This window comes from Candidatus Limnocylindrales bacterium (assembly GCA_035571835.1).
Lineage (GTDB): Bacteria > Desulfobacterota > Binatia > UBA1149 > CAITLU01 > DATNBU01.
Genome location: DATNBU010000011.1, coordinates 153,996 through 180,397 on the forward strand (window position 1 = coordinate 153,996; position 26,402 = coordinate 180,397).

25 protein-coding genes are annotated in these 26,402 nt (G+C 66.6%); 10 read left to right on the plus strand and 15 right to left on the minus strand.

The genetic code is table 11. The features are described from left to right. Window positions 1-30: 30 nt before the first annotated feature. Window positions 31-1,221 (minus strand): hypothetical protein, encoded by a 1,191-nt coding sequence (locus tag VN634_04615; protein HXC50144.1) that lies wholly within the window; start codon window positions 1,219-1,221, stop codon window positions 31-33. Between the two features lie 194 nt (window positions 1,222-1,415). Between VN634_04615 and VN634_04620 the strand changes: the two genes are divergently transcribed. Then, the gene (locus tag VN634_04620; GenBank protein HXC50145.1) at window positions 1,416-2,870 is read left to right on the plus strand and encodes a sigma-54 dependent transcriptional regulator; all 1,455 of its coding nucleotides are present in this window, start codon (window positions 1,416-1,418) and stop codon (window positions 2,868-2,870) included. On the opposite strand, the gene VN634_04625 is transcribed toward VN634_04620, so the two are convergent. Next, a complete protein-coding gene (locus VN634_04625; GenBank protein HXC50146.1) occupies window positions 2,843-5,338 on the minus strand; it encodes an ATP-binding protein in 2,496 nt (831 codons plus the stop codon). The genes VN634_04620 and VN634_04625 overlap by 28 nt on opposite strands. Window positions 5,339-5,454: 116 nt before the next feature. Here VN634_04625 and lnt point away from each other — a divergent pair, with 116 nt between their 5' ends. Then, on the plus strand, window positions 5,455-7,011 hold the full coding sequence (gene lnt / locus VN634_04630; GenBank protein ID HXC50147.1) for an apolipoprotein N-acyltransferase: 1,557 nt from the start codon (window positions 5,455-5,457) through the stop codon (window positions 7,009-7,011). Continuing rightward, window positions 7,004-7,423, plus strand: a complete 420-nt coding sequence (locus VN634_04635) for a nuclear transport factor 2 family protein (GenBank protein HXC50148.1) — start codon at window positions 7,004-7,006, stop codon at window positions 7,421-7,423. Before lnt ends, VN634_04635 begins: the two co-directional genes overlap by 8 nt. A 9-nt stretch (window positions 7,424-7,432) precedes the next feature. Here VN634_04635 and VN634_04640 read toward each other — a convergent pair whose 3' ends face one another. Further along, on the minus strand, window positions 7,433-7,789 hold the full coding sequence (locus tag VN634_04640) for an AhpC/TSA family protein (protein HXC50149.1): 357 nt from the start codon (window positions 7,787-7,789) through the stop codon (window positions 7,433-7,435). Between VN634_04640 and VN634_04645 the strand changes: the two genes are divergently transcribed. Continuing rightward, window positions 7,772-8,164: a hypothetical protein gene (locus VN634_04645; protein HXC50150.1), complete on the plus strand. Its 393-nt coding sequence runs from the start codon at window positions 7,772-7,774 to the stop codon at window positions 8,162-8,164. The genes VN634_04640 and VN634_04645 overlap by 18 nt on opposite strands. On the opposite strand, the gene VN634_04650 is transcribed toward VN634_04645, so the two are convergent. Next, on the minus strand, window positions 8,132-8,746 hold the full coding sequence (locus VN634_04650; GenBank protein ID HXC50151.1) for a DUF4142 domain-containing protein: 615 nt from the start codon (window positions 8,744-8,746) through the stop codon (window positions 8,132-8,134). The genes VN634_04645 and VN634_04650 overlap by 33 nt on opposite strands. 67 nt (window positions 8,747-8,813) lie before the next feature. Next, window positions 8,814-9,983, minus strand: coding sequence for a zinc-dependent alcohol dehydrogenase (locus tag VN634_04655; GenBank protein HXC50152.1), 1,170 nt, complete (start codon window positions 9,981-9,983; stop codon window positions 8,814-8,816). Between the two features lie 204 nt (window positions 9,984-10,187). Between VN634_04655 and VN634_04660 the strand changes: the two genes are divergently transcribed. Genes VN634_04660 through VN634_04670 form a run of 3 tightly spaced genes read left to right on the plus strand, consistent with a single transcriptional unit; the run spans window position 10,188 to window position 13,580 of the window. Further along, entirely contained in the window at window positions 10,188-11,870 is a 1,683-nt protein-coding gene (locus tag VN634_04660) for a thiamine pyrophosphate-binding protein (protein HXC50153.1), read from the plus strand. 49 nt (window positions 11,871-11,919) lie between these two features. Continuing rightward, complete coding sequence (locus VN634_04665; protein ID HXC50154.1) at window positions 11,920-13,071, plus strand: adenylate cyclase regulatory domain-containing protein; 1,152 nt, start codon at window positions 11,920-11,922, stop codon at window positions 13,069-13,071. After that, the gene (locus VN634_04670) at window positions 13,068-13,580 is read left to right on the plus strand and encodes a DUF1003 domain-containing protein (GenBank protein HXC50155.1); all 513 of its coding nucleotides are present in this window, start codon (window positions 13,068-13,070) and stop codon (window positions 13,578-13,580) included. The genes VN634_04665 and VN634_04670 overlap by 4 nt, the downstream gene beginning before the upstream one ends. Window positions 13,581-13,619: 39 nt before the next feature. Here the strand turns inward: VN634_04670 and VN634_04675 are convergent, their stop codons facing one another. The 4 genes from VN634_04675 to VN634_04690 form a co-directional block, all read right to left on the minus strand. After that, entirely contained in the window at window positions 13,620-14,945 is a 1,326-nt protein-coding gene (locus VN634_04675) for a dicarboxylate/amino acid:cation symporter (GenBank protein ID HXC50156.1), read from the minus strand. Next, on the minus strand, window positions 14,942-16,087 hold the full coding sequence (locus VN634_04680; GenBank protein ID HXC50157.1) for an SGNH/GDSL hydrolase family protein: 1,146 nt from the start codon (window positions 16,085-16,087) through the stop codon (window positions 14,942-14,944). The genes VN634_04675 and VN634_04680 overlap by 4 nt, the downstream gene beginning before the upstream one ends. A 77-nt stretch (window positions 16,088-16,164) precedes the next feature. Beyond that, window positions 16,165-17,058, minus strand: a complete 894-nt coding sequence (gene ilvE / locus VN634_04685; GenBank protein HXC50158.1) for a branched-chain-amino-acid transaminase — start codon at window positions 17,056-17,058, stop codon at window positions 16,165-16,167. Further along, window positions 17,055-17,840, minus strand: a complete 786-nt coding sequence (locus tag VN634_04690; GenBank protein ID HXC50159.1) for an IclR family transcriptional regulator — start codon at window positions 17,838-17,840, stop codon at window positions 17,055-17,057. Before VN634_04690 ends, ilvE begins: the two co-directional genes overlap by 4 nt. Window positions 17,841-18,002: 162 nt before the next feature. Here VN634_04690 and VN634_04695 point away from each other — a divergent pair, with 162 nt between their 5' ends. Continuing rightward, on the plus strand, window positions 18,003-19,493 hold the full coding sequence (locus tag VN634_04695) for an AMP-binding protein (protein ID HXC50160.1): 1,491 nt from the start codon (window positions 18,003-18,005) through the stop codon (window positions 19,491-19,493). 6 nt (window positions 19,494-19,499) lie between these two features. Here the strand turns inward: VN634_04695 and VN634_04700 are convergent, their stop codons facing one another. Both VN634_04700 and VN634_04705 read right to left on the minus strand, forming a co-directional pair. After that, window positions 19,500-19,835: a hypothetical protein gene (locus tag VN634_04700; GenBank protein HXC50161.1), complete on the minus strand. Its 336-nt coding sequence runs from the start codon at window positions 19,833-19,835 to the stop codon at window positions 19,500-19,502. 87 nt (window positions 19,836-19,922) lie between these two features. Beyond that, window positions 19,923-20,594: a glutathione S-transferase gene (locus VN634_04705; protein HXC50162.1), complete on the minus strand. Its 672-nt coding sequence runs from the start codon at window positions 20,592-20,594 to the stop codon at window positions 19,923-19,925. A 2-nt stretch (window positions 20,595-20,596) separates the two neighbouring features. On the opposite strand from VN634_04705, the gene VN634_04710 reads away from it, so the two are divergent. Next, entirely contained in the window at window positions 20,597-22,108 is a 1,512-nt protein-coding gene (locus VN634_04710) for a peptide MFS transporter (GenBank protein ID HXC50163.1), read from the plus strand. A gap of 76 nt (window positions 22,109-22,184) precedes the next feature. Further along, the gene (locus VN634_04715; GenBank protein ID HXC50164.1) at window positions 22,185-23,033 is read left to right on the plus strand and encodes an LLM class F420-dependent oxidoreductase; all 849 of its coding nucleotides are present in this window, start codon (window positions 22,185-22,187) and stop codon (window positions 23,031-23,033) included. Between the two features lie 75 nt (window positions 23,034-23,108). Here VN634_04715 and VN634_04720 read toward each other — a convergent pair whose 3' ends face one another. The 4 genes from VN634_04720 to VN634_04735 form a co-directional block, all read right to left on the minus strand. After that, on the minus strand, window positions 23,109-23,474 hold the full coding sequence (locus tag VN634_04720; protein ID HXC50165.1) for a hypothetical protein: 366 nt from the start codon (window positions 23,472-23,474) through the stop codon (window positions 23,109-23,111). Window positions 23,475-23,816: 342 nt separating this feature from the next. Beyond that, complete coding sequence (locus VN634_04725) at window positions 23,817-24,449, minus strand: carbonic anhydrase (protein HXC50166.1); 633 nt, start codon at window positions 24,447-24,449, stop codon at window positions 23,817-23,819. Between the two features lie 119 nt (window positions 24,450-24,568). Further along, entirely contained in the window at window positions 24,569-25,423 is an 855-nt protein-coding gene (locus VN634_04730) for a L,D-transpeptidase family protein (protein HXC50167.1), read from the minus strand. Between the two features lie 193 nt (window positions 25,424-25,616). Then, entirely contained in the window at window positions 25,617-26,375 is a 759-nt protein-coding gene (locus VN634_04735) for an SDR family oxidoreductase (GenBank protein ID HXC50168.1), read from the minus strand. Window positions 26,376-26,402: the final 27 nt, after the last annotated feature.

The following is a 26,402-nucleotide window of genomic DNA, read 5'->3' on the forward strand; positions in this document are numbered from 1 at the left end:
GCGCGCGGCGCTTGCCGTTTGAGCGGAGCGTTACCTGACGGCGCAGGCGACGGATCCTTCAATAATTACGTTGCCGTCCGCGTCGAGGATCTGCGCGCTGATCGACGGAGGGGCTCCGGTAAGGAAATCGTCCGCGATCGCGACGTCGCCGGCCGCGATGTCGCCGGCGTCGCTGTCGAAATCGAATTCGACTTCTCCGCCCGACGTGGCCGCTGCTGCAGTCACGACCTCATTTGCTCCGGAGACTACACGAGCCGTGTACGAACCGGTGCGCAGGCCACGACCATCGACCGAAGCGCGCGAGCGGTCCGATCGCTTTTCGCATTCGAGCCGGAGCTCCTCGCTGCCGGTCGGAATCACCACGCCCGTGCATGCATCGATGCTGCAGATGCCGGCGCCGATGTCGACGCCGCCGCGAGCCGCGCACTCCGACGGCAGGCGATCTTCGCACTCACTGCCGCTGTCGTCCGGCTCGCAGCAGCGCGTGTCGTCGTCGACCGGAGGGATCGCCGCGCACGGATTGTCGGTGCACGACGTGGCCGCCACGACGATGCCGCCCTGAGCGCTGCATTCCTCGACCGAGCGGTCTTCGCATTCGGGGCCGCTGTCGTCGGGCACGCAGCAGATCACGTCGTCGTCGGGTGCGGGCGTCGTCGTGTCGCACGGATTCGGCATGCAGGTCTCAGCGGTCGAAACCGTTCCGCCTTCGGCGAGACATTCGTCGGCCGTGCGATCTTCGCATTCGGGGCCGTCGTCGTCCGCAACGCAGCAGACGATCTTCGAGTCGTCCGACGCATTGCCGCCGGCGGGAATGTCGCCGGCGAGGACATCCTCTCCCGCCGCGTTGCGGATGATCAGGATCGAGCCGCGCGGATCGAAGCCGAGCAGAAGGTCGCTCGAGGAGCGCGGCTGGCTGCGGAGCCTCGTACGGATGCGGCCGTTGTCGTCGGCGACGAGCTCGGCGATCAGCACGTCACTCACGACCGCCTGGTAGGTCGCACCGGCGTCGAGTCCGCTCGCGCGCAGGTCGAAGCGGCCGTCGTCGGCGCTGCGGATGCGAAGCTTCACGCGTCCCGCGGCGTCCGCGGCCACGCCGGTCGAAACGAGGGTGACGTCGGCGCCGCCTCCGTGCTGATGCGCAACCGCATCGGCGGGGACGATGGCAGTGCCGGCCAGCGTGGCGAGCAGCGCGAAGGAAAGAGTTGCGGCAGGGTTTTTCATTGCGGTCTCCTTTCCCGGAGGCAGTTCGCTCGCTCCGGAGATGACCCGGATTGAGCAAGGCCTGTGCCGGACCCGTTTCCGCAGAAAACCAGCGGAATTCGCCGGCTGCCGGGTGGATTCGCGCGGGGCAGTTCGCCCGGCCGCAGCGGTGCGGGCGACTTCGCCCGGAGCGCTGTCTCGGCTAAGCACGCGGCGTGGCCGATATCCTGATCGTGGAGGACGAAGAGGTCCTGCGCCTGACGATCGCGCGCAATCTTCGTGGCGCCGGCCATTCGACGCGCGTTGCCGAGAGCGCCGAGGACGGCCTGGCCATGATCGCAGAGGGACCGCCCGACCTGGTGCTGACCGACCAGCGGCTGCCGGGAAAGTCCGGGCACGAGCTGCTGCTGGCCGTGCGAGCCGAGCATCCGGACATTCCGATCGTGATCCTGACCGCACATGCAACGATCGAGGACGCGGTCTACGCCATGCGCGACGGCGCGGCCGATTACCTGCGCAAGCCGGTCGATCTCGCGGAGCTGCAGCTCGTCATCGAGCGCTGCCTTCGCGGCAAGAGCCTGCGCCTCGAGCTCGACTACTATCGTGCGCGCGACGTCGGCGACTCGGTCAGCGAAAGCATTCTCGGAAAGTCCGAAGCGGTCGACCGCCTGCGCGGCGTCATCCAGCGCGTGGCGGGGCTGCAGAAAGAAGGCGGCGTCGGACCGACCGTGCTGCTGACGGGTGAGACCGGTACCGGCAAGGGTCTCGTCGCCCGTGCGATTCACCGCGCATCGCTGCGCGCGAGCGCACCGCTGATCGAGGTCAACTGCACGGCGATTCCCGAGGATCTGCTGGAGGCCGAGCTGTTCGGTTATGAGCGCGGCGCGTTCACCGGTGCGGTCGCCGCCAAACCCGGCCTGCTCGAAGCGGCAGAGTCCGGGACGTTGTTCTTCGACGAGATCGGCCACATGAGCCTCGCGCTGCAGGCCAAGCTGCTCAAGGTCATCGAAGACCGCACGGTTCGCCGTCTCGGCAGCACGCGCGAACGCCCGGTGCGATGCTCGTTCATCACCGCGACGCACATGGACCTCGAAAAGCTCGTCGCGGACGGCCGTTTTCGCGAAGATCTGTACCACCGCATCCATGTGGTCGAGGTGACGATGCCGCCGCTGCGCGAGCGCGACGGCGACGTGCTGATGCTGGCGTCGCACTTCCTTGCGCGCCATGCGCGCGATTACGGCATTCCTGCGCCGCGGCTGACGGACGCCGCGCTGCGCGCGCTTCGCGCGCATGCATGGCCGGGCAACATCCGCGAGCTCAGCCATACGCTCGAGCGCGCGGTCGTGCTCGCGACGGGAAACACCATCGACGCCGGCGATCTTGGGCTCCGCGCGCAGATTCATCCCGCAGCGTCCACAGCCACTGCCGCGACATCCGCCGCTGCCTCTGCGCAGCCGGCCGCCGAAAAATCGTCCGCGATGGTTCAGGTCGCCACGGGATCGGCGGTGTCGGTCGATTTCACGGCCGGACCGGTTTCGATGGAAACCGTCGAGCGCGAGATGCTGTTTGCCGCGCTCGAAAAAGCCGGCGGCAGCAAGACCGAAGCCGGCCGCCTGCTCGGCATGTCGCGCGACATGTTCCGCTACCGCCTGTCCAAATACGAAGGCTGATCGCGGTCGGGTACCGTGACGCGGAAGCACGCCCCGGGGTGATCCGAGTCGACCACTTCGATGGTCGCGTGATGCGCGTCGGCGATGCGCTTGACGGTGGCGAGCCCTATGCCGGTGCCTTTCGCCTTGGTCGTGAAGAACATCCGGAACATGCGCTCGCGGCGGTCGGGCGGAATGCCCGGGCCTTGGTCGCGGACTTCGAGATACGACGCATGCCCGTTGCGCGAAGCCGATACGGTGACCGTCGCGCCGTCCGGGCTCGCATCGACGGCGTTGGCAATGAGCTCGACGGTGAGCTGCTCGAACAGCTCCGGATCGACGAACGCGCGCGAATCGGTGGAAACCCGACTGTCGTCGATCGTGATGCGGCGCTGCTGCGCACGTCCGCGCACCTGTTCGGCCGCGCGCCGGGCAATCTCCCCGAGCGCCGTCACGCTCGGATTGACGTGGAACGGCCTGGCGAAGTCGAGCAGCGAATCGATGCGCGAGCTCAGGCGATCGGTCTCGCGCACGAACGCGTCGACCAGCTCGGTGACCGGATGGTCGGCAAGCTCGATCGATGCCTGCTGGGCCGTCGCGCGCATCCCCGCGAGCGGATTGCGGATCGTGTGCGCGACGGCGCCGGCGATCTCGCCGATCGCCGCAAGCCGCTCCTTGACGATGAGCTCGTCCTGGGCTTCGCGAAGCTCGGTCAGCGCATGGCCGAGCTCCACGTTCTTGCCCTCGAGATCGCGGTTGAGCGTGTCGATGACCTGGTACGACTCGGCGTTGCGCATCGCGACCGCGAGCTGGCCCGCGATCGTGCGCAGCAGATCGATGTCTTCGCGCGTGTAGGCTGCACCCGAGCGGCGCGGTCCGATCGCCAGCAGACCGGTCGCCTTTCCTTCGAGCGCAAGGCCGAACGCGACCGCCGCTCCGCATGCATCGAGCGCCGCGGCATCGGGGTCATGGTCGGTGATCGCCTCGCGAGCCGCGGCCACGCGCGCAAGCGCGGCAAGCTCCGGAGCCTCGGGGCCGTCGCGATGGACGTCGATGGTCGCATTGGCACCCGGTGCATGCAGCAGCCCGCCTCGCAGCCTCGGGGCGTCGCTGCCTGCGATCGTGTAGATGCACGCGAACGTCGGCTGCACCGAATCGTCGACGAGGCCGAGCACGCTGGTGACGAGCTGGTCGAGGTCGAGGATCGTCGAGAACGCGCGGACCGCCGAGCGCACCACGTCGCGGTAGACCCAGCGCCTGCGGTCGTAGAGCCGGTTGACGGTTTCCTGCAGGCGGCGCCGGCTCGGATCGAACAGCACGAGCAGCGTGACGATCACCGTGCCTTCGGCAAGACGCGAGGCCACCGGCGACGCGTTCTCGAACATCGCATCGAACAGGTTGATGGCGATCGAATAGACGCCGAAGACCGCGGTGCTCAGCGTCGCATAGACGATGGTGCGCTTGACCACCGTGTCGATGTCGAACAGGTCGTAGCGCGCGACCGCATATCCGATGCCGATCGGGAACAGCACGAACGGCAGTGCAAGGAAGTTGAGCGGCACGGAAAAGCCGCCCGCGTAGGCCGCGAACAAAAAGACCATGGTCGGGAGAAATCCGCCGATGCTTGCGAGCAGGACGACCTGGCAGCGCCGCCGCACTGCTTCGCTGCGACCACGCACGTAGTGGCGCGCGAAGAATGCGAACGCGGCCAGCGCACCCGCGGCCATGGCCAGGTGCAGCGCGCGATCGAGCGCGAGCAGCGCATCCCTGTTGGTGTAGAAGAACGCGTTCGACAGCAGCCCGAACGACAGCGACGCGGCCAGCGCCGCGCCGAGAAGGGCGTTCTCGAGCCGTCCGATGCGGCGCTCGACCGGGAAGCGGCTGACCATGAACATCGTCGCCGTCGGCGTGAGCCCGGCAAAGAAGAAGTACAGCTCGCGGAAACGGTAGGGCCCGAACAGATCGATCGACGTCGCCAGGAAAAGCGATTGCACGAGCGCAAAGAGGCCGACTGCTCGCGCGCCCGGATCGCCGGAGCCGACGTAGAACATCACGATCGCGAGCAGCAGCAGCACGACCGCATCGAACAGGTAGATGCCGGTGCTGACAGCGAAATGCCGGGTGCTGAAGCGCTCGCTCGGTACCTCGATGTCGCGCAATGTGCCTTCGTGGCGGATCGAGTAGCGGACGGGCCGCCCGAGCGGTTGTGATCCGGCTGCATCGTCGATCTGGCCGACCGACGTGAGCGGCGCGCCTTCGACGCCTTCGATCCACGAATAATACGGGAGCCCCGAAGCCGCGCCCGACCAGGCAGGCGTTCCCACGGCCGGAACGAAACCGTTCTGCCAGACGAAGAAGCCGGGAAACGGCGCACCGATGCGCGCGAACGCGGAGTAGCCGCAGGTCGCGACGATGACCGCCGCCACGCCCGCAAGCGCTGCGCTCGTCCATCGGACGGTCGTCGTTGCGCCATGGTCGGGTGTTGTCATCCCTCGTTCCTGCGAATAGTCGGGGCCACGTGGGCCTCCCGGAGCTTTCGCACCCTGCGACGGTCGTGCAAGGTTCGCACCAAGGCAAGCCCGTTCGCCTGTGGGCAGCGGTGGTCATGAGCGCGCTGCTGTATGCGGCTGCGCATCCGCCGTGGTCGCTCTGGCCGCTCGCGCTGGTTGCCGTCTCGCCGGTTTCCGCCGTGCTGCTCGACGGAAGGTCGCGCGTATCTTCGGCGCGGGCGGCTGCGGCCGGCCTGCTTTTCGGAGGCCTCGCGACGTATCTGATCGTCGGTCACTGGACGTGGCAGGCCGCGTCGCGGTTTTTCCCGGACGCGCCGCTGGTCGCAATTGCGCTTACGGCGGCGATGCCGATCGTCGCGTCGGCGGTTGCGCTGTACTACGCGCTCGCGTTCGTGCTGATCGCTCGGCTCGCGCGCCGCGGCGCGGCCGCTGGAGTAATCGGCAGCGCCGCGCTGTGGGCGGCGGCCGAGCTCGCGCGCTCGTCGCTCGGCTACGGCAACCCGTGGGGTTCGTTCGCGTCGGCCATGATCGCTGCCGACAGCGCACTGTCGGGCTTTCGTCCGCAGACGCCGGTCGCGGACATTTTGTCCGTGGGCGGCGCGCCGGCCGTTGCGCTCGCGGCGAGCGCAATCGGCGCATCGCTCGGCCTGGCCTGGATCGAGCGGCGGAATGCGGTTCGGCGAGGGCAGGCGATTGCGGCGGGCGCATTGGTCGCGGCGACGCTCGTTGCGGCGGGTCACTTCGGCGCGACGCTGGCACCGCTTCGCGACAGCACGTCGATGCCGCAGCAGCCGCTGCGCGTCGCGCTGGTGCAGGCCGGCATCGGCAAGAACCAGCTGTGGGAAAGCGGCGGCGCGGCCGAATCTCTCGCCCGACACGTCGAGATCACGCGGTCGTTCGAGACACGCGGCGCAGATCTGGTCGTCTGGTCCGAGAATGCGCTTCCGTTTCTGCTCGATGCCAACCCCGACAAGCAGGCCGAGCTGCGTGCGCTCGCTCGCGAGCGCGAAACATCGCTTCTGGTCGGGGGCTCGCGGTCGGAGAAAGGCCCGCGCGGCACCACGAGCGTGTTCAACTCGGCGTTTCTTTTCCCCGCCGACGGCGGCGAGCCGATGGTCTACGACAAGCGCATCCTGCTGCCGCTGGTCGAGCACGTCCCGGGATGGGCCGCGATGCTGCGGGCGTCGCCGTGGCAGGGCGCGTTTGCCGTAGGTCTGAGTCCCGGCCTCTTCAACGTGAAGGGATGGCGCGTGGCTCCGCTTCTGTGCCTGGAAGCGCTCTATCCCGGCGAAGCGGCAGCGCGCGTCGAGGACGGAGCCGACCTGCTCGTCAATCTGTCGAACGATTCGTGGTTCGACGACGGCGCCGGGCCCGAGCAGCACTTCCAGCATGCGACGCTGCGCGCGGCCGAGACGCGGCGTCCGCTGGTTCGCGTTGCGACCACCGGCGTTTCTGCGCTCGTTCGCGAGGACGGCCTGGTTTCGTGGCGGCTGCCGACGCGAACCACGTCGGTCGCGCTGCTCGACGTAGTGCCGCCCGCGCACGACTCGCTTTTCGTACGCGGAGGACGCGTCGGATTTTCGCTGCTGGTCGTCGCGATTGCCGCCGCGGCCGCGGTACTGCCGTCACGCACAGGAGGAATCGATGAGTGAGCTTTCTGAACATCCGAATGCCGAACATCCCAACGCCGCGCTGGTCCGCGATCTGTTCCGTGCGTTTCGCGAGAGCGACCTCGCGGCGATCGAGCGCGCGGTCCCGGAGCACGCCGTCTGGGAGTTCCCGGGACGGCGCGGAAAGATCGCGGGCCGGCACGAAGGCCGCGCCGGCATCCTCGGATTCCTGATGAACGTGATGTCGCTGACCGACGGAACCTTCCATCTCGACCTCGAGGACGTCGTAGCCGGCGATCGCCATGCAGTGGCGCTTTTTCGCGGCCACGGCCGGCGCGGGGACAAGGTGCTCGACAACCCGACATGCCTTCGCATGCGCATCGAGAACGGCCAGATCGTCGAGCTGCGCGAGTTCGTCTGGGATCTGTTCGCCGTCGACGATTTCTGGAGCTGACGGATTCGCTCAGCGGGTCTCCGTGCTGCGGACGATGCGCAGGATCTCGTCTGCTTCCGGCAGCTCGTTGGCGCTTGCGGGCACGTGTTTCCACACGACGGTTCCACTTCGATCGATGAGGAACGCTCCGGCCTTCTGCCAGCGGGTTCCGGATGCCGTCCGGTTCCGGATTCCGTCGCGTCGCAGCGCCATCGCGCCGCCAAGCGACGCACGGCCGAGAAAATGCGAAATTCCCGAATAGCCGAGGCCGCACTGGCCGTACAGCGTCCGCTCCGGATCATCGATCCAGCGCGCGCGTCCAGCGCCGCCGATCTCCGCCAGCCACTCCCGCGTCACCCGTGCATCGCCGTGACCGACGAAGATCACGTCGACCCGCTCATCGCGTGCGGCCAGATCGCGCAGCGACCGCACGGTTTTTTCGGCGAACGGGCAGCCAGTGTGTCGCAGGAAGACTATGCAGCGCAGCGGCTGCTCGCCTGGGACGATGGATGCGATCGGGAGTTGTTGGCCGATGCGCGGCTCGGCGCCGATGCGTTGCTGGCGGGGTTTTCGAAGCCCGATGATCGCCACGTTCCATCCCTGACCGGCGCGAGGCGCTCAGTCAAAGCGATTGTTCATCGGCGATTCGTCTTCGTCGCAGACTCTTCATGGACCAGCTTCGCGGCGCGCGATGCGCCGCGAAGCACCGCATTACAAAATGGCGATCCGTTACGCGCCCTGCTTCGAGTGGTGATGCACTGACGAGACGCTGGCCTTCTTGCCGGTACGGTGGTTGCTCGCCGATGCACCGGCGGCGGCCGCGAGTTTCTGCGAATCGCTCAGGTGTTCCTCGACGACTTTCAGCGTCTTCTGCGCGAAAGCCTTGACCTCGGCATCCTGGCCGCTCTTGCTCTCGTCCTTGAACAGCGTCTGCATCTCCTTGTGCGCGTTCACGCCGGCTTCGCGGATGTACGTCTTGTCGAAGTCGGTGCCCGACAGCCCTTTGAGCTTGTCGATGAGCGCCTGGTGCTTGGGATCCGGCGCCGCCGGAAGCGTAATGCCCTTGTTCGAAGCGATGCCCTTCAGCTCGTCGTTGGCCTTGGTGTGGTCGTCGATCATGTGCTGGGCATGATGCTTGACCTCCGGCGACGATGCCTTCTCGAGCGCAAGCTTGCCGAGCTCGACCTCGGCGATTCCGCCACCCGCAGCCTTGAGCATGAACTGCTTGTCGCCGGAGGCGACCGAATCCGCTTTCTGCTGGTTCACGCTCTGGGCGGTCGCATAGCCGCTCGCCGCGCCGATCGCGGCGAGAAAGACAATGGTGGCAATGCTCTGGGCTTTCATGGTCGCTACCTCCTGAATGAACACGGCGGTTTCCGAATGCGGGATCCGCCGGATACTGCGTGCGAAGTCACGGCTTCAGCACGACCTTGATGCAGTTCTCCTTGTGCTTGAACATTTCATAGCCGCCCGGTGCTTCGTCGAGGCTCATCTCGTGCGTGATGACGAATGACGGGTCGATCTCGCCGGCCTCGATCTTCTTCATCAGCGTGTCGGCATAGCGCTGGACGTTGGTCTGGCCGGTCTTCAGCGTGAGCCCTTTGTTCATCGCCGCGCCGAACGGAATCTTGTCGAGGAAGCCGAGATACACGCCGGGGATCGAAAGCGTTCCGCCCTTGCGGCAGCACATGATGATCTCGCGCAGGACATGCGGGCGGTCGGTCGCGAGGTACGTGCTCATCTTCACCTGGTCGAGCATCGCATCGAACGATCCGGTCGCATGCGCCTCGCATCCGACGGCATCGACGCAGCTGTCGGGACCGCGGCCTTCGGTCATGCTCATCAGGCGGTCATAGACGTCGACCTGGTCGAAGTTGATGGTTTCGGCATGACCGTGCTCGGCGGCCATCGCGAGCCGCTCGGGCACGCGATCGATCGCGATCACGCGGCCGGCACCGAACATCCATGCGCTCTGGATCGTGAACTGCCCGACCGGTCCGCAGCCCCAGACGGCGACCGTGTCGCCGGCTTCGATGTTGCAGTTTTCCGCGGCCATGTAGCCGGTCGGAAAGATGTCGGACAGGAACAGCACCTGTTCGTCCCTGAGCCCGGCCGGAACCTTGATCGGCCCGACGTCGGCGTGGGGAACGCGCAGATACTCGGCCTGCCCGCCCGGGAATCCACCGAGCAGATGCGAATAGCCGAACAACCCGGCGGGCGACTGGCCCATGGCCTCGCGCGCGAGCTTCGCGTTCGGGTTGGTCGTGTCGCACAGCGAGAACAGTTTCTTGCGGCAGAAGAAGCATTCCCCGCACGAGATCGTGAACGGCACGACGACCCGGTCGCCGACCTTGAGTTTTGTGACGCCGGCCCCGACCTCGACGACTTCCCCCATCGGCTCGTGGCCGATGACGTCGCCTTTTTCCATGGTCGGCATCAGCCCGTCATAGAGATGAAGATCCGATCCGCAGATGGCCGTCGAAGTGATCCGGATGATACAGTCGCGCGGATCCTGGATCTGCGGGTCGGGAACGTTCTCTACGCGTACATCCTTGGTGCCATACCAGCAAAGTGCTTTCATGAGTCTGCTCCGGCTCGTGTTTCCGCAATGCCCCGGATGGCGCGGCGACTGCGACCGGGGCTGGTAACGGAAAGACGATGCCATCCGTGATTCTTTTCAAGAAGCCGATCGCAGCGAGCGCGCGAAAGAATGAGCAGCCGAGCGATCGGTTGCGTCGACTCGCAGACTGCGGGCGGGCGAAATGACTGCGCAGGCAAACCCCTCATGAGCAGTACGACGACGATCGGCCGCTACCTCGTCGAGCGCCTCGAGCAGGCCGGAACGCGCCACGTCTTCGGGATTCCGGGCGACTACGTGCTGCGTTTCTACGATCTGCTCGTCGACAGCCGGCTCGAGGTCGTCGGCACCTGCACCGAGTCCGGCGCCGGCTTCGCAGCCGACGCCTATGCGAGGGTGAACGGCCTCGGTGTGCTGTGCGTGACCTACTGCGTGGGCGGCCTCAATGCGCTCAATGCGGTGGCGGGTGCGTACGCGGAGAAGTCACCCCTTGTCGTGATCAGCGGCGCGCCTGGTCTCGGCGAGCGCGAAAAGACACCGCTGCTGCACCACAAGGTCCGCGATTTCCAGACGCAGCTCGAGATCTACGAGAAAGTCACCGCCGCCGCCGCCGCGCTCGAGAGCGCCGAGTCCGCGCCGCGAAAGATCGACGAGTGCCTGCGCACGTGCCTTCTTCACAAACGGCCGGTGTTCCTCGAGCTTCCGCGCGACATGGTGGACGCCGAATGCGCGGCGCCGGGTCCGTTCGAGCTTGCCTCGGCCGCGAGCGATCCGGGCGTGCTCGACGAGTGTCTGGACGAGGCGCTCTCGATGCTGCGCAATGCGCGGCGCCCGGTGATCCTTGCCGGCGTCGAGATTCACCGCTTCGGCCTCCAGGACGAGCTCGTGCGCCTGGTGGAGCGCACCGGTTATCCGGTCGCCGCGACGATCCTCGGCAAGTCGGTCATCACCGAGATCCATCCGCAGTATCTCGGCGTGTACGAAGGCGCGATGGGGCGTGAAGAAGTGCGCGCCGCGGTCGAGGACGCCGACTGCGTGCTGATCCTCGGTGCGTTCATGACCGACATCAACCTGGGCGTCTATACCGCCAATCTGGAGATCGAGCGCACGATCAACGTGAACTCCGAGCGGGCATCGATCAAACGGCACCACTTCGACGACGTGACGCTGCGCGATTTCATGACCGGGCTCTTGCGGGCCGAGCTTCGTGGTGCGGCCGATCCTTCGTACCGGAGCGCGGCATCGATGTTGTGGACGAGCGATTTCGAGCCCGAACCCACCGCGCCGATGACCGTGCGCCGGTTCTTCCAGCGGCTGAACCGCTTCCTCGAAGCGGGTGATGTCGTCATTGCCGATATCGGCGATTCGCTGTTCGGCGCCGCCGACCTCGTGATTCGCGAGCGCACCGATTTCCTGAGCCCGGCGTATTACACGTCGATGGGCTTTGCCGTCCCGGCTGCAATCGGCGCGCAGATGCACGATCGCAGCTCGCGTCCGATCGTGATCGTCGGCGACGGTGCGTTCCAGATGACCGGCCACGAGCTGTCGACCGCCGTACGGTTCGGGCTCGACCCGATCGTGTTTGTGCTGAACAACAAGGGCTACACGACCGAACGGTTCATTCACGAAGGTCCCTACAACGACATTCACGACTGGGCCTATCACCGCATGCCCGAGCTGCTCTGCAGCGGATGGGGCACCGAAGTGCGGACGGAGGACGAGCTCGAGGCTGCGCTTGCCGAGGCCAGGCGCAATCGCGGCACGTTCTCGATCCTCAACATCCATCTCGACAAGATGGATCGGTCGAATGCTCTCGAACGTCTCGGGAAACGCATGGCGGCAAACGTTGCGAGCTCGGGTGGAAGACGGGTTAAGAAGCGCGCGCGCTGAGCCGTCGCATAATGTTGCGTCGGACCGGTCGGCAGCGTAAGCGCACGTCATGCACCATGGCATCGAAGAGGCCCAGCTCATCGCAGCCGGAATCTACGATCCGGCGTCACCGCACGCCGCCGATCGCCTCGCGCTCATCGAGTGGCTTGCCGGACGCGGCGTCACGCTCGAGCAGATGATCGAGCGCGGCGGCCGGTCCCTTTCCGGTCTTGCGGGTGATCTGGCCATTCGGCCGGGGCGCCGCATCACCGCGCGCGACATTGCCGAAGAGACCGGGATGACCGTCGACGAAGTGATGTCGCTCGCACTGGCCGCCGGCTTTCCCCCTGAGGCGCCCGACGCTCCGTCGTTCACGGAAGGCGATGCACACGTGTTCTCTGTGTTTCGCGGCGGCGCGAGCCTTTTCGGAGATGCCGCGACGCGGCGTTTCACGCGCGTGCTCGGCTCATCGCTGTCGCGCGTCGCGGAAGCGGCCGTCACTCTTTTCCAGGTCAACGTCGAGCAGCCAATCCTCGAGTCGGGCGGCGGCGAGCTTGCCATCGCGCAGGAAAACCTGCGTGCCGTTGAAACACTCGAGGGCCTGCGCACGGTGATCGACAACCTTTTCGGGTCTCACGTAGAGACCGCGATCCGGCGACTCCGCGAAGCGAGGCCGACGAGGTCGCCCGACACCGTGCAGTTCGCGGTCGGTTTCGTCGATCTCGTAGGCTTTACGACAGTGACGCAGCGGATGCCGGTACGCGAGCTCGCCCTTCTGGTCGAGCAATTCGAGGAGACCGCGTACGACGTCGTTGCGGCATTCGACGGCCGGGTCGTCAAGCTGATCGGCGACGAGGTCATGTTCGTGACGCGCGACTGCGGCCATGCATGCCGGATCGCGCTCACGTTGTTCGAACGCTTTGCCGAGGATCGCACGGTTACGCCACGTGGAGCGCTCGCCTACGGCGAGATGCTCGTGCGCGGCGGCGACTACTACGGACCGATCGTGAACCTCTCGTCGCGCATCGCGCAGATCGCGGTGCCGAGCGAGCTGCTCGTGACCGCCGAAGTCGCCCGTAACGTCGAGGCGGGCGATCTCGTATTCGAGCCGGCCGGGCGAAGAATGCTCAAGGGCTTCGACGAGCCGGTCAGCCTGCTTACGGTAAGCCGCACGAAGCCGGCGGCCGCCGGCGACTTCACGACGAGCGAGGATCCTGCATGAGCATTTCGTTCCCTAAATCGGCGAATCACCATTTTCGTTTCCATGCTCCCCACGCGCATCTCGCCACGGTGTTCGGCGAAGGCTGGTTCGCCAACAAGGCGGAGGCCTTTGCGAGGCTGTTCGGGACGCCGAAGTTTCTCATCGGGCAGACGGTCGTCGTCCTGATCTGGGTAGGGCTCAACACGACGCGCGTGACGGAGTTCGACCTCTACCCGTTCATCCTGCTCAACCTCGCGTTCAGTCTTCAGTCGGCGTACGCAGCTCCGCTCATCCTGCTCGCGCAGACCCGGCAGGCCGATCGTGACAAGGCGTATGCCGATGCGGACGCGCAGCATCGCGAAGAGCTGGCCCAGTCCGGAATTGCGCTTCAGCGGCAGGCGGCCGAGCAGAACGAACAGCTGCGGCAGCTTCTCGAGCAGAACACGCGTCTTACCGAGACCACGGCCGAGCTCAGTCGCCGCATCGCGGATCTGACCGAGCAGATCCATGGGAGGATGGTCACCGGCTGATCCGGGAACGATGGCTCGCTGATGCCCGGCGGCGAGATTCTAGAGGGGAAGGTCGCCGGCCGGCGGCGGCGCAATGCGGCTGACGCAAGTCGCGATCACGAGATCGCCGCCGACGTTGAGCGTCGTGCGACACATGTCGAGGATGCGATCGACGCCGAGGATGATGCCGATTCCCTCGGCCGGCACTCCGACCGTCGTCAGCACGATCGCGATCAGCGGCAGCGATCCTCCCGGTACGCCGGCCGTGCCGACTCCGGCGAGCACCGCCATCAGCACGACCGTGGCCTGCTGCGCCCACGTGAGGTCCACGCCGAAGACCTGCGCGAGGAAAAGCACGGTGATGCCTTCGTAGAGCGCGGTCCCGTTCTGGTTCGCGGTCGCGCCGACGGTCAGCACGAAACGGCTGACCTCGCGGTGGAGCCCGAGATTTTCCTCGGCGACGCGAAGCGACGTCGGCAGCGTTGCGTTCGACGACGAGGTTCCGAATGCCGTGACGATCGCGTCGGAAATGCCCGAGAAGAAGCGCAGCGGGCTCATGCCGGCGACGACGCGAATCACGGCGCCGTAGACCACCACGGCCTGCAGCGCGAGCGCGAGCAGCACGCACGCGACGAAACCGGCCAGCGTCGTCAGGATCTCGAAGCCGAGTGTTGCCGTCAGCGAGAAGACCAGGCCCGCGACGCCGACCGGTGCGATCACCATCGCCCATCCGATGATCGTCATCGAAACGTCGTAGAGACCCTCGAGCATCGCGACCAGCGGCGCGGTGCGGGCGGGCGCAGCCGTGATTGCTGCACCGAACACGAGCGCGAACACCATCACCGCGAGCATGCCGCCGCCCGGCGAGCTGCCGTCGAGCGCGCCGACCATTTCCTGAAGCGGATTCTTCGGGATCAGGTCGAGCAGCACGGTGCGCATCGACTTGGCCTGGCGGCTCTGCTCGATGGCCGATGCAGTGCGGTCTTTCGATGCGAAACGTTCGCGAAGCTCGACGCGGGTCGTCTCGCTCAGCCGATCGCCGGGACGCAGCGTGTTCGCGACCCCGAGGCCGATCGCCACCGAGAAACCCGACAGGACGAGCGTCAGCGCGAGCGTGACCAGTCCCATCCTGCGCAGACGCGAAAGATCACCGATCTCGACGACGCCGAGCACCAGCGCCGAGAACACCAGCGGCACGACCACCATGAAAATCAGCCGCAGGAAGATCTGCCCTGCCGGCTGCGCGATGTTGTCGACGATCCACAGAAGAGCGGGGTGTGCTGCTCCAAGGCCGAGATTGGCAGCGACTCCGAGCGTCGCGCCGACAACCAGGCCGGCGAGGATCCGCCAGTGAAGCGCGAGGCGTTCGCCCTCGGCACTGCTCACTGCGCCGCCGCCTGCTGTTCGAGCGCCGCAACGACGCGGCTGACGCCGGTCGGCGACCAGTGCGCGTGATCGACGTAGAGCGCGAGCGGCGCGAACTGCGACCGTCCGCTGACGCGTTCGGCGGCGGTGATGTCGACGAAGTCGATGACCGACATGCCCTGCTTCCGGGCCAGCTCCATCACCCGCGTACGCTCGGCCAGGAACGTCGGCCAGTTGTAGTGCGAGTGGCCGCGAATGCGTGTGACTTCGGGGATCGTGTTGTAGATGAGCGGGGTAACGATCAGCGTCGTCCGCTTGACGCTTTCGCGGCTGCGGTACGCGGTAAGCCAGTCGATGAGCTCTTCCGGCGACGAGTACTTTCCGCCCTGGTCGAAGTCGTTCTCGCACAGCACGTAGATCACTTCGTCGATCGCGCCGTGGTAGCGCGCCGCGGCGCGATCGAGCGCACAGGTGATATCGGCGGCCGCTGCCCGCGCGATGCCGATGTTGACGTAACGGCGCGTCGGATCCCTTGCCTGCAGCTGCGACGACAGCGTCTCCGAATCGTCGATCGCGAGCCCGTTGGCCACGCTGTCGCCGGCCACCAGCACGACGCGCGGTGCATCGCTTTTCGGCAGCGTCGTGCGTTCGCCGGCCTCATTGGTCGAATGACGAACGATGCGGAACGCATAGCGGTCGAGGAACGCCTGGAGCTCGGCCGGAAGCGTGCGGTCCTCGTCGACGAAAAAGCTCATCTGGTCGAACGGGTTGTACAGGTTGGTGCGAAGATACGTGACCTTCTTGCGAAGGTTCGGCTTCTGCTCGAGGCACGGGCCTTTTTCCGAATTGACCGACGCTTCCTCGGTCTTGAGCTCGGAAAACGGCGAGTTGCCGAGGCCGACGCCTGACGCCTTCATCGCCGGAAGCAGCGCCTTGATGTCGCTTGCGCGCACGATCATCTGCGATGCCGGGTCGTGAGGGTCTGCCGCCGGTGCCGGCGGCGGCGTGCGCATGGACTCAAGCAGCGAGAACACGAGGCTGGTTCCACCAAGGTAGCCGGACGCGAGCGAATGGATCCCCTCGGCGACGAGAAGGGGAACGGCTGTCGCTGCGAGAACCACGACGATGGGAAACCACCACGGACGGTGGCCGGATGCCGGCATCGCGAGAGTGTACGGATTCGCAGCGGGAGAGACGAGCGGGCAGGTGCGCAGCGCACCGGTCCGCTCGCCTCCGTCAGCTACTTCGCCGCTCGCAGCGCCGGATACGGGATCGGAGTTCCGGTGCTGCGCGCGAGCTCGAAGAACGCGTCGGTCAGGCGCTGCGTGACCGCGCCCGGAACCGTATCGCCGATCTTCTGGCCGTCGAGCGAGCGGATCGGGACGATGCGCGCGCCGGATCCGGACAGGAACGCTTCGTCGGCCGCGAAGAAATCGATGCGGCCCATCGTGCGTTCCTTCGACGCGATGCCGAGCTTCTCGCACAGCTCGAGGATCGTGCGGCGCGTGATCCCGTCGAGCGCGCCGTCGGTGGTCGGCGGTGTCATCACGACGCCGGCGCACACCGCGAACACGTTCGCGCTGGTCGCTTCGGCGACCGCGCCCTGCTGGTTGAGAAGCAGCGCATCGTCGGCGCCGCGCCGCTTCGCTTCGCCTTTGCAGAGCGCATTGTTGAGGTAGTTGAGGCTCTTGACGCGAGGATCGAGCACGTCGGCGCTCGGACGGCGCAGGCTGGCCGTCACCAGGTCCACGCCGAGTGCCGCCCGCGCCGGCGGGAACAGCTCGACGGTATCGACGATGCAGATCATCTTCGGCTCGGCGCAGGTCGTCGGATCGACGCCGAGCGGGCCTTCGCCGCGCGTGATCAGCAGGCGCACGTAAGCGTCGAGCGAGCCGGTCGCGGCCACCGTTTCGAGGACGACGTCGCGTGCCTGCCGGACGCCGCCGGGAATTTCGATCGCGATCGCGCGCGCCGAAACCTGCAGGCGGCGCATGTGATCGTCGAGGCGGAACAGGCGCCCGCTGTACGCGCGCATGCCTTCGAAGATCCCGTCGCCGTAAAGAAATCCGTGGTCGGTGACGGACAGTTTGGCGTCCTTGCCGTCCACGATACTGCCGTCGATCCAGACTTTCATGCGATGCTCCTCTGCGGACTTTCGAGCTCGAGCCGGCCGGCAATATCGGCCGCCGCCTGGACGACGCGCTCCGCAAGCGCGGCCAGGCGTTCGCCGCCTGCGCGCGTGCTCGGCGCGGCGATCACCATCGAGCCGAGCATGTTCCCGCGCAGCAGCACCGGAGCGGCCACGACCGTCATGCCCGGAATCCATTCGTCGCGGTTGGTGGCCCAGCCGCGTTTGCGCGCGCGCGCGACTTCGCGCTCGAGGTCCTTGCGTGCGCTGGTCGTCTGGCCGGTGAATGCCGGCCACGGTTCGGGGGGAAGGGTGACGCTGTCGGGCGCGAACGCCAGATGCAGCTTGCCGACAGCGCTCGCGTGCACCGGGACCTCGGAGCCGATTGCGGGCGCGACGCGAAGAACCGAGCGGCCCTCGCTCTTGTCGAGGACGACGATGCGGCCGCGCCGCGCAATCGTAAGGAACGCCGTCTCGCCGGTGGCCTCGGATTCGCGTTCGAGCACCGCGTGCGCGGCGGCCGCGAGCGGCTCGCGCTCGAGCACGCCGAGCCCGAGCGCGACCAGCGCGATGCCCGGCCGGTAACGGCCGTGCTCGTCCTGCTCGACGAGGCCGCGGCGGCCGAGCGACGCGAGCAGCCGATGCGCGCTCGATTTCGGAACGCCGAGCGCACGGCCGACATCGCTGACTCCGCGCGCGCTTCCGCTCGAATGCAGGAAGAACAGCAGGTCGACGGCCTTCTCGACGGTCCCCGTCTGCGTTCCGGATAGTGGAACAGCGTTCTTCATGGCTGAACGCTTGTAGCGCGCCGGCGCGCGCCGGGCAAGAGAAATGCCCGGGAGGCGGAAACCGGTGTCTGTCCCCGATTTTTGTCCCGGATTTTCCGGTTAGACTCGCGCGCCATCGAACGCTGCACGGCCGGCGCGGCGCTTGGGAATCCGGTTTTACGGGTGGACGAGAATCTCTACAGCATCCTTCGCGCCGGGTTTTCCGAAGTCATCGACCGCGCCGCATTCGTATCGCCCGGCGAGCCGTCGGTCTCCTGGCGCGAGCTCGATGACCTCGTCGCGGGCTTCGCGTCGGTGCTGATGTCTCGCGGCGTCGAGCCGGGAGATCGGGTCGTCGCGCAGGTCGAAAAATCGCTCGGCGCCGTCGCGCTCTATCTGGCGACGATCCGCATCGGCGCCGTCTTCGTTCCGCTCAACACCGCGTACACGGATGCGGAAGTTGCCTCCTTCCTCGCCGACGCGGAGCCGCGCGTGTTTGTCGCGTCGACGAAGCGCGAATCGCCGTCCGGCGTCATGCCGGAGCTGCTCGGCACGACGATCACAAGTCCGCTGTGGTCCGAAGCCCTGTCGGTGAAGCCTGCGCGCGCCGTCGCGCCGCGAACGAAGGACGATCTCGCCGCCATCGTCTACACCTCCGGCACCACGGGCCGTTCCAAGGGTGCGATGCTTTCGCACGGCAACCTGGCATCGAATGCGGCCACTCTGGTCAAGCTTTGGGAAATGACCGCAAGCGACGTGCTGCTGCACGCGTTGCCGATCTATCACGTGCACGGTCTTTTCGTTGCGCTGCACACGGCGATGCTCGCCGGCGCGACGACGCTGTTCCTTGCGAAGTTCGACGCGGAAGTCGTTCGCCGCGCGCTTGCCGGCGCGACCATGATGATGGGCGTGCCGACGTTCTATACGCGCCTGCTCGCGCTCGACGGCTTCGGCCGCGACGATTGCGGCGGAATGCGTCTTTTCATCTCAGGCTCGGCGCCGCTGCTCGCCGACACGCACCGCGAGTTCGAGGAACGCACGGGCCATCGCATTCTCGAGCGTTACGGGATGACCGAGACCGGGATGCTGACGTCGAATCCGCTTCGCGGCGAGCGCATTGCCGGCACGGTCGGCTTCGCGCTGCCCGACGTACGCATTCGCGTTGCGGACGCGACCGGCGCTCCTGTGCCGGCCGGCGACGCCGGAGTGCTGGAAGTGGCCGGGCCCAACGTATTCGCCGGCTACTGGCGAAGGCCCGAACGAAGCCCCGAAGACTTCCGCCCCGACGGCTACTTCATAACCGGTGATATCGGCGTTGCCGCAGCCGGCGGTCGCATCACGCTGGTCGGCCGCGCGAAGGATCTGATCATCACCGGCGGGCTCAACGTGTATCCGAAGGAAGTCGAGGAAGTCCTCGACGCCGTCGATGGCGTCGTCGAAAGCGCGGTAATCGGCGTCCCGGATGCGGACTTCGGCGAGGCGATCGTGGCGGTCGTCGTTCGCGAGGATGGAGATGCCGTAACGGCGGAAAGTCTGGAGACGGCTGCGCGCACGAGCCTGGCGCGATTCAAGCATCCGCGGCGCATCGAATTCGTCGACGCGCTTCCGCGAAACGCGATCGGAAAAGTGCAGAAGAACGTGCTTCGCGAGCGTTACGCAGGCCGCGCGCGCTGATCGGGATCAGTACTGCTCGCTCCAGTCTCCGAGCGGCCGCTCGAACGTGAAGCGGGCCGGCTGGACGACCAGAAAGTGCGCCGGCGTCGCGTAGTCGCGCGTCGCCGCTGCGAACGGCAATGCGACGACGAATAACGCGGTGCCGACCACGGTGGCCACCAGGCCAAGCGGACGCACGATAACGACGTCGAGAATGATCGCAGGCCCTTCGGACGCTTCCTGATCCAGCGTGACGTCGGAATCGGCAGGATCGTACACGGCCCGTGCGGGCGAAGCCGCGAGCAGGAACGCGGCGATGCTGATCGCGGAAATCACCGGACGAAGGCGCGTGACTCGAAACATGATGTTTTTCTCCGGGAGGCTGGCGGCAAGCCTACGCTCGACCTGCGGACGGCGTCAATACGACCTCAGTCATTCCCTTCGACGTAATCAGCTCGCGTACGCATACTCGCCGCCGCGCTCGAGCGCCTTGCGGTAGGCGGGACGCGAATGGATGCGCGCGAGGAAGTCCATCAGCCGCGGCCGGGATTTGTCGAGGCCGGCGCGCGATGCTGCCGCTTCGAGAGGAAAGCTCATCTGGATGTCGGCGGCCGTCATCTCGCTGCCCGCGAACCACGGGCTGCGGCCAAGCTCGCCTTCCATGTAGTCGAGGTGGCGGGCGAGCTGCGGATTGATGAACGTGTTCATCGCAGTATCGGCGATCCGCCGGATGATCGGTTTGACGAAGAACGGAGCCGGCGCGGTTTCGAGGCGCGTGAAGACGAGCTTGAGAAGTAGCGGCGGCATCGCCGAGCCTTCGGCGTAGTGCAGCCAGTACGTGTAGCGAAGGCGCTCGGGCGTTCCGGCCGGCGGGATCAGGCGCCCGTTGCCGTACTTGTCGACGAGGTACTCGACGATCGCGCCGGACTCGGCGACCGTGTGGTCGCCGTCGGTGATCACCGGAGACTTGCCGAGCGGATGCACGGCGCGCAGCGAATCGGGAGCCAGCATCGTCTCGGTGTTGCGCTCGTAGCGCTTGACCTCGTACGGAACACCGAGCTCCTCGAGCAGCCAGAGCACACGCTGGGAGCGGGAATTGTTCAGGTGATGCACGACAACCATCGGTGAGCCTCCTTCATCGAACGGGACGGACGCGGCTGCGCCGTCGCGTTCAGATCCGTTTCACGGCGCCGACTCAAGCCCGGGCGGTTCGCCGGCGCGGCGCGGGATGCTATCGTCGCAGCGCTCTGGAAGCCTCCCTCGATCATGTCCCGCCGGCCGCGGCGCGGACGTTTCTCGGCCATCCCGCGGGCCTGTTCGTCCTGTTCTTCACCGAGATGTGGGAACGGATGAGCTACTACGGGATGCGCGCGCTGCTCGTGCTGTACATGACGAGCTATCTGTTCGCGGACGACGCGCGCGCGCACAACGTCCTCGGGTACGACGCAATCCGGAGCACGATCGAAGGCGTGTTCGGAGGCCAGAACACGCAGCAGCTCGCGTCGCAGCTCTACGGCCTTTACACGGGCCTGGTCTACCTGACGCCGTTCTTCGGCGGGATGCTCGCCGACCGCGTGCTCGGTCAGCGAAAGAGCGTCTACATCGGCGGAGTGCTGATGATGATCGGCCACTTCCTGATGGCGGTCGAGTCGCTGTTCTTCGTTGCGCTGTTCTTCCTGATCTGCGGCAACGGCTGCTTCAAGCCCAACATCTCGACGCAGGTCGGACGCCTCTACGGCGAGGGCGACCCGCGCCGCGACGCTGCGTTCACGATCTTCTACATGGGCATCAACCTCGGCGCGTTCTTCGCGCCGCTCGTTTGCGGCACGCTCGGGCAGAGCGAGCGCTTCGGCTGGCACTGGGGCTTCGCGTCGGCCGGCGTCGGCATGGCGCTCGGGCTCGTCGTCTATTTTCTGGGTCAGAGCACGCTCGCGCCCGACACGCTGAACGCAGAGGACGAACGCGCAGGCGTCCGTCCGCCGCTCACGGCCGCCGAAAAGTATGCAATCCTGTCGCTGTGCGTGCTGTGCGTGCTGAATATCGTCTTCTGGGGCGTCTACGAGCAGCAGGGCAACACGATGCAGCTGTGGGCCGACGCACGCACCGACTGGCACGTGTTCGGCCGCGAGCTGCCGTCGACGTGGTATCAGGCATTCAATCCTCTGATGATTTTCGTGTTTGCGCCGGTGCTGAGCGCAGTCTGGGCGTGGCAGGCCAGGCGCGCGGGCGGCGAGCCGTCGAGCGTCGTCAAGATGGCCATCGGCTGCGCGCTGCTCGGCGTCGGATACATCGTGATGATTGCCGCAGCGACAGTCGTGCCGTCGCCGGGTCGTGGATCGATTTCGTGGCTGGTCGGCGCGACGTTCATCTTCACGATCGGCGAGCTCTACCTGTCGCCGATCGGCCTCTCGCTGGTTACCAAGGTGGCGCCGCGTCGCTACGTATCGATGCTGATGGGCATGTGGTTCCTGTCGAGCTTTTTCGGCAACTACATGAGCGGCCTGCTCGGCACCTTCTATTCGGTGCTTCCGGGCAACCAGTTCTTCGCGATGCTGGCCGTGCTCGCGATCGCAACCGGTGCGACGATGTGGGCCATGAACCGGCCGCTCCAGCGCTGGCTCGGCGGACACATGTGAAAACTGCAGCGTGCCGCTCGCGTTGCGATCCTGCCGGGCGCGGTCTACCCGTGCCCGGGTTCTTCGGAGGTCACGCATGAAATTCGGACTGTTCGGCATCAATTTCGGCGCATGCGCCGAGCCGGCCGTGGCGATCGAGATCGCACGCGCGGCCGAGCAGGCAGGGTTCGATTCGCTGTGGACCGGGGAGCACGTCGTGCTGCCGGATCCGCAGGTGCCGCCGTCTCCGGTACCGCCGCAGACGCCGATGCTCGATCCGGTCGTCGCGCTCGCCGCCATCGCGCAGCACACGAAACGGATCCTGCTCGGCACAGGCATCATCATTCTGCCGCAGCGAAATCCGCTGGTGCTTGCCAAGGAGCTCGCGACGCTCGACATCGTCTCCGGAGGCCGGCTGCTGTTCGGCGTGGGCGTCGGTTATCTCGAGGCCGAGTTCCGCGCGCTCGGCATTCCGTTCGAGAACAAAGGCGCTCGCACGATGGACTACCTTCGTGCGATGCAGGCGATCTGGACGCAGCCCTCACCCACTTACGAAGGTCGCTTCGCAAGTTTTTCGGGCGTCGACGCGCAGCCGCGGCCGGTGCAGAAGCCGCATCCGCCGATCGTCTTCGGCGGTCACACTGCGGCGGCATTCGGGCGAGCCGTCGAGATCGCGGCAGGCTGGTACGGGTTCTCTCAGGACGTCGAGCAGACCGCGCGATGCCTGGAAGGTCTTCGCAGCGCCGCCGAACGCCGGGAACGTCCGCAGTCGCTCGGGCCGCTCGAGATCAGCGTGACGCCGCCGGCCGGCCTTCCGGACGCGGACGCGGTACGGCGCTATGAGGATCTCGGAGTCGACCGGCTGATCCTTCTGCCCCGTGCGGTCAGCCGCGCGGATGTCATGCGCTACGTCGGCGACGCAGCGGCTGCGTTCATCGCGCGCTGAAAAAAAGAAGGGCGAAGCTGCTTTCGCAGCTTCGCCCTTCGCAACCGTCCTGCCGGACCAGCCGGCTTCCGGAATCTAGTACCTGTAGTACGGGCCCGGCGCGTAGTACGGACCGTAGCCGTAATAGACCGGCGGGTAGTACACGCGCGGAGCGTAGTAGTACGGATCTGCCGCTACTGCCGCTGCTCCGAGGAACGCGCTCGTAATGCCGAGGCCGATCGCCCAACCCGGATAGTAGCCGTAGTGACCGTAGTGACCGCCGTAGTGCCCACCATAGTGACCGCCGTAATGGCCGCCGCCGTAGTGTCCACCACCGTAGTGTCCACCGCTGTAATGACCGCCGCCGCCGTAATGGCCGCCGCCACCGCCGTAGTGTCCGCCGGCATGAGCCGTCGAAGCCCCAAGCGCCGTGGCGAGAATTGCCGCTGCCAGGATTCTCATGCCAGTTTTCATCATCTCTTTTCCTCTCCTCATGGCCTGCCGGACCATGTCTGCCGGGGCTTGCGGCCGGCACCTCCGCCGTCACGCTTCCCGAGCGATTTTAGGACGAACGAACGTTACGCTTCTTCAGAATTCCTTTCCAGAGACGTTCGGTTTGTTGCGGGCGAACATTGACCGGACCGGGCGCCGCGGAGCGGAAAGCCTTCTGAAGTGCGCTGCGGCGGACGGGGGTGGCGCAATCTGATGCCGGCGATACGCCTTCACGCGGAGGCACTGTGGGCGGCGAACGTAAAGTCACGCCCGCAGGCACTCGCGCCGGATGCCGCGCCGCGCGGCCAGCGTTCAGTCCGGCACCCCGTCGAAGAAATCGACTCGACCGCTTGCCAGATCGTATTCTGCGCCGACCACGAGCAGGCCCTTTTCGGAGATCAGCTTCTCGAGCAGCGGCGAGCCGCGGCGAAGATGATTGGCCGTGGCCTCCACGTTGGCGCGACCAGCCGCCTTCATCAGCGCGTCATGTTCGCCCGCAATCCGGGTTTTCATCAGCGGCTCGACGGCCGGGCGCACCGAATCGACGATGAAGCGTAGATTGGACGATTCGGGACTCGGATGACCTTCGAGCTCGTCGACGGTCGCCTTGATCGCACCGCACTCGGTGTGTCCGAGCACGACGACCAGCCGTGAGCCGAACAGCGAGGCGGCAAACTCGACGCTGCCGACCTGTGACGGCGCGACGATGTTGCCCGCCACGCGAATCACGAAGAGATCTCCCAGCCCCTGGTCGAAGACGACTTCGGCCGGCACGCGCGAATCCGAGCAGCCGAGAATGATCGCAATCGGCGACTGCCCGGCCGCGAGCTCGGCGCGGTGCATGTAGCTCAGCAGCGAATCGAGGCTGCGCACGTTGGAGACGTACCGTTCGTTGCCGTCGCGCAGACGGCGAAGCGCTTCCGGGCCGGAGATGATGTCGGACATCGCGCTTCCTTAGCAGGGTGCTCCCCGGAGTCGAGGCCGGTGCGGGCCGGAGAAATACGCAGACCCTGGCGATGGCGCGAAAGGCCGGCAACCGCCGGGACGCCGCGATGCTCGGCGCTTCAGTGAACCGAGGTGCCGGAGGCCAGCGTGTCCTCGGGCGAGCGGCCGGCCGCAATGGGCACCGGCGCGGGCAGGATTCGCAGGCTGCGGCTGAGGTCCACGTAAAGCTCGTGAACCCACGACGGCTGGCCTGCAGCGGGTTCGGACTCGCCGGTCCGGCGAAAATCGCGCGGCGCGATCAGCACCGAGACGTGCTCGAGTCCGGCATCGGCGCTCAGCACGAACAGATCCTCGGCAGCAATGTCACCGACGGCCACGCAGCCGATCGATTTGGAGCCGCCGTGAATCATGATGTCGCCGCCGAGGCGCGGGCGGCGGTCGCGCTCTCCCATGCGCTGGTCGAACGCGTTCGGATACGAGAGCCGCATCGAGACGTGGTACGCGCTGTTCGGATTGAGCTTTTCGATTTCGTAGATGCCTTCGGGCACCTGGCGGTCGCCTTCGCGCAGCTTGGGTCCCGGTCCGCCGCTTGCGGCTTCGATCGCGATCGTACGCACGAACGACAGGGCATACGGCGACTGGCCGGCGTAGACTTCGACGCGCCGCTCGCGCTTGAGCACGACGATCTCGGCGCTCGCCGGCGGGTACGAAACGCCGGCGCGGTCGAAGTACGGTTTCCAGCGGCTGCGCGCGCGGTCTCCGATTTCGGCAAGACGGGTGGCGACGGTGTGCTCACCCCATCCGATGTAACGCGGTTCGGCCGAAGCGGCGTCCGGTTCGAGGTCGGCAGGTGTAAGCCGCGGCGTCGTGCGGCGGATGTGCACCGGTTGATGCGGCGGCGACGCGCAGCCGAAAGCCGCCGCGCCGAGCGCGCCGGTGGCGCCGAAGCCGCCCAGCGAAAGCGCAACGAGCAACGCGCGGCCAGGCCATCCGCGAGGCCATTCGCGAAACCATTCGCCAGGCCAACGAATCGGCCGGCATTTCATTCGACAGAGTCCGGTCATTCCCCTCTTCCAATTGCCGTTCGCCGCGGTCCGGTACGCGGCCGTGCCCGTTCTAGCACGCAACCGGGCAGCTAGCCGAGCGATTTCCGGCCACGGCATTTTGCTAGCGCGTCACCGTCAGCAGCCGCGCCGGCAGCACTTTGAGGAGCTGCGCGAGCACCGTCCACGGCATCCTTGGTACGTACGCGAAGCCGGTGCCGCCTTCGATCATCGAAACCATCGCCTCGGTTCCGGTCTCGGCCGAGACCACGAACGGGCGGCTCGGCATGTGCCGGTTGATCTCGGTATCGATGAACCCGGGCGCGAGATCGCTGACGCGGATGCCGCTGCCGGCGACTTCGGCGCGCACGGCTTCGAGATAGCGCGAAAGCCCCGACTTGCTGGCCGAATAGGCGCCCTGGTTCGGCAACCCGCGCACCGCGGCAACCGACGTGACGCCGACGACGTGGCCGCGACGCTGCCGGTAGAAGAGCTCGACGGCGGCGTCGATCGTGGCCATCGCGCCGAGCAGGTTGGTCTCGACCACCTGGCGCGCGGCATCGAACGCGCCTTTGCCGATCGGGGTCGAACCGCCGATTCCGGAATTCGCGATCACGATGTCGAGGCCGCCGAGCGCGTCGGCCGCCTCGTTCAGCACGCGCGGCACCGATGCGAAGTCGGTGACGTCGAGGCCCCGCACGATCACGTTCGCTGCGCCGCCGGTACGGAGCTCGGCGGCCAGCGCTTCCAGCTTGTCGGTGCGTCGAGCCGTCAGCGCGAGCGCGTAACCGCGGCGCGCGAAGCCGCGCGCCATGCCTTCACCGAGACCGCCCGATGCACCCGTAAGAAAAACTGACTTTGCCGTGTTTCCGGAACTGGCCATTGGAACCTCCGATAAGCCCGGGAGCCC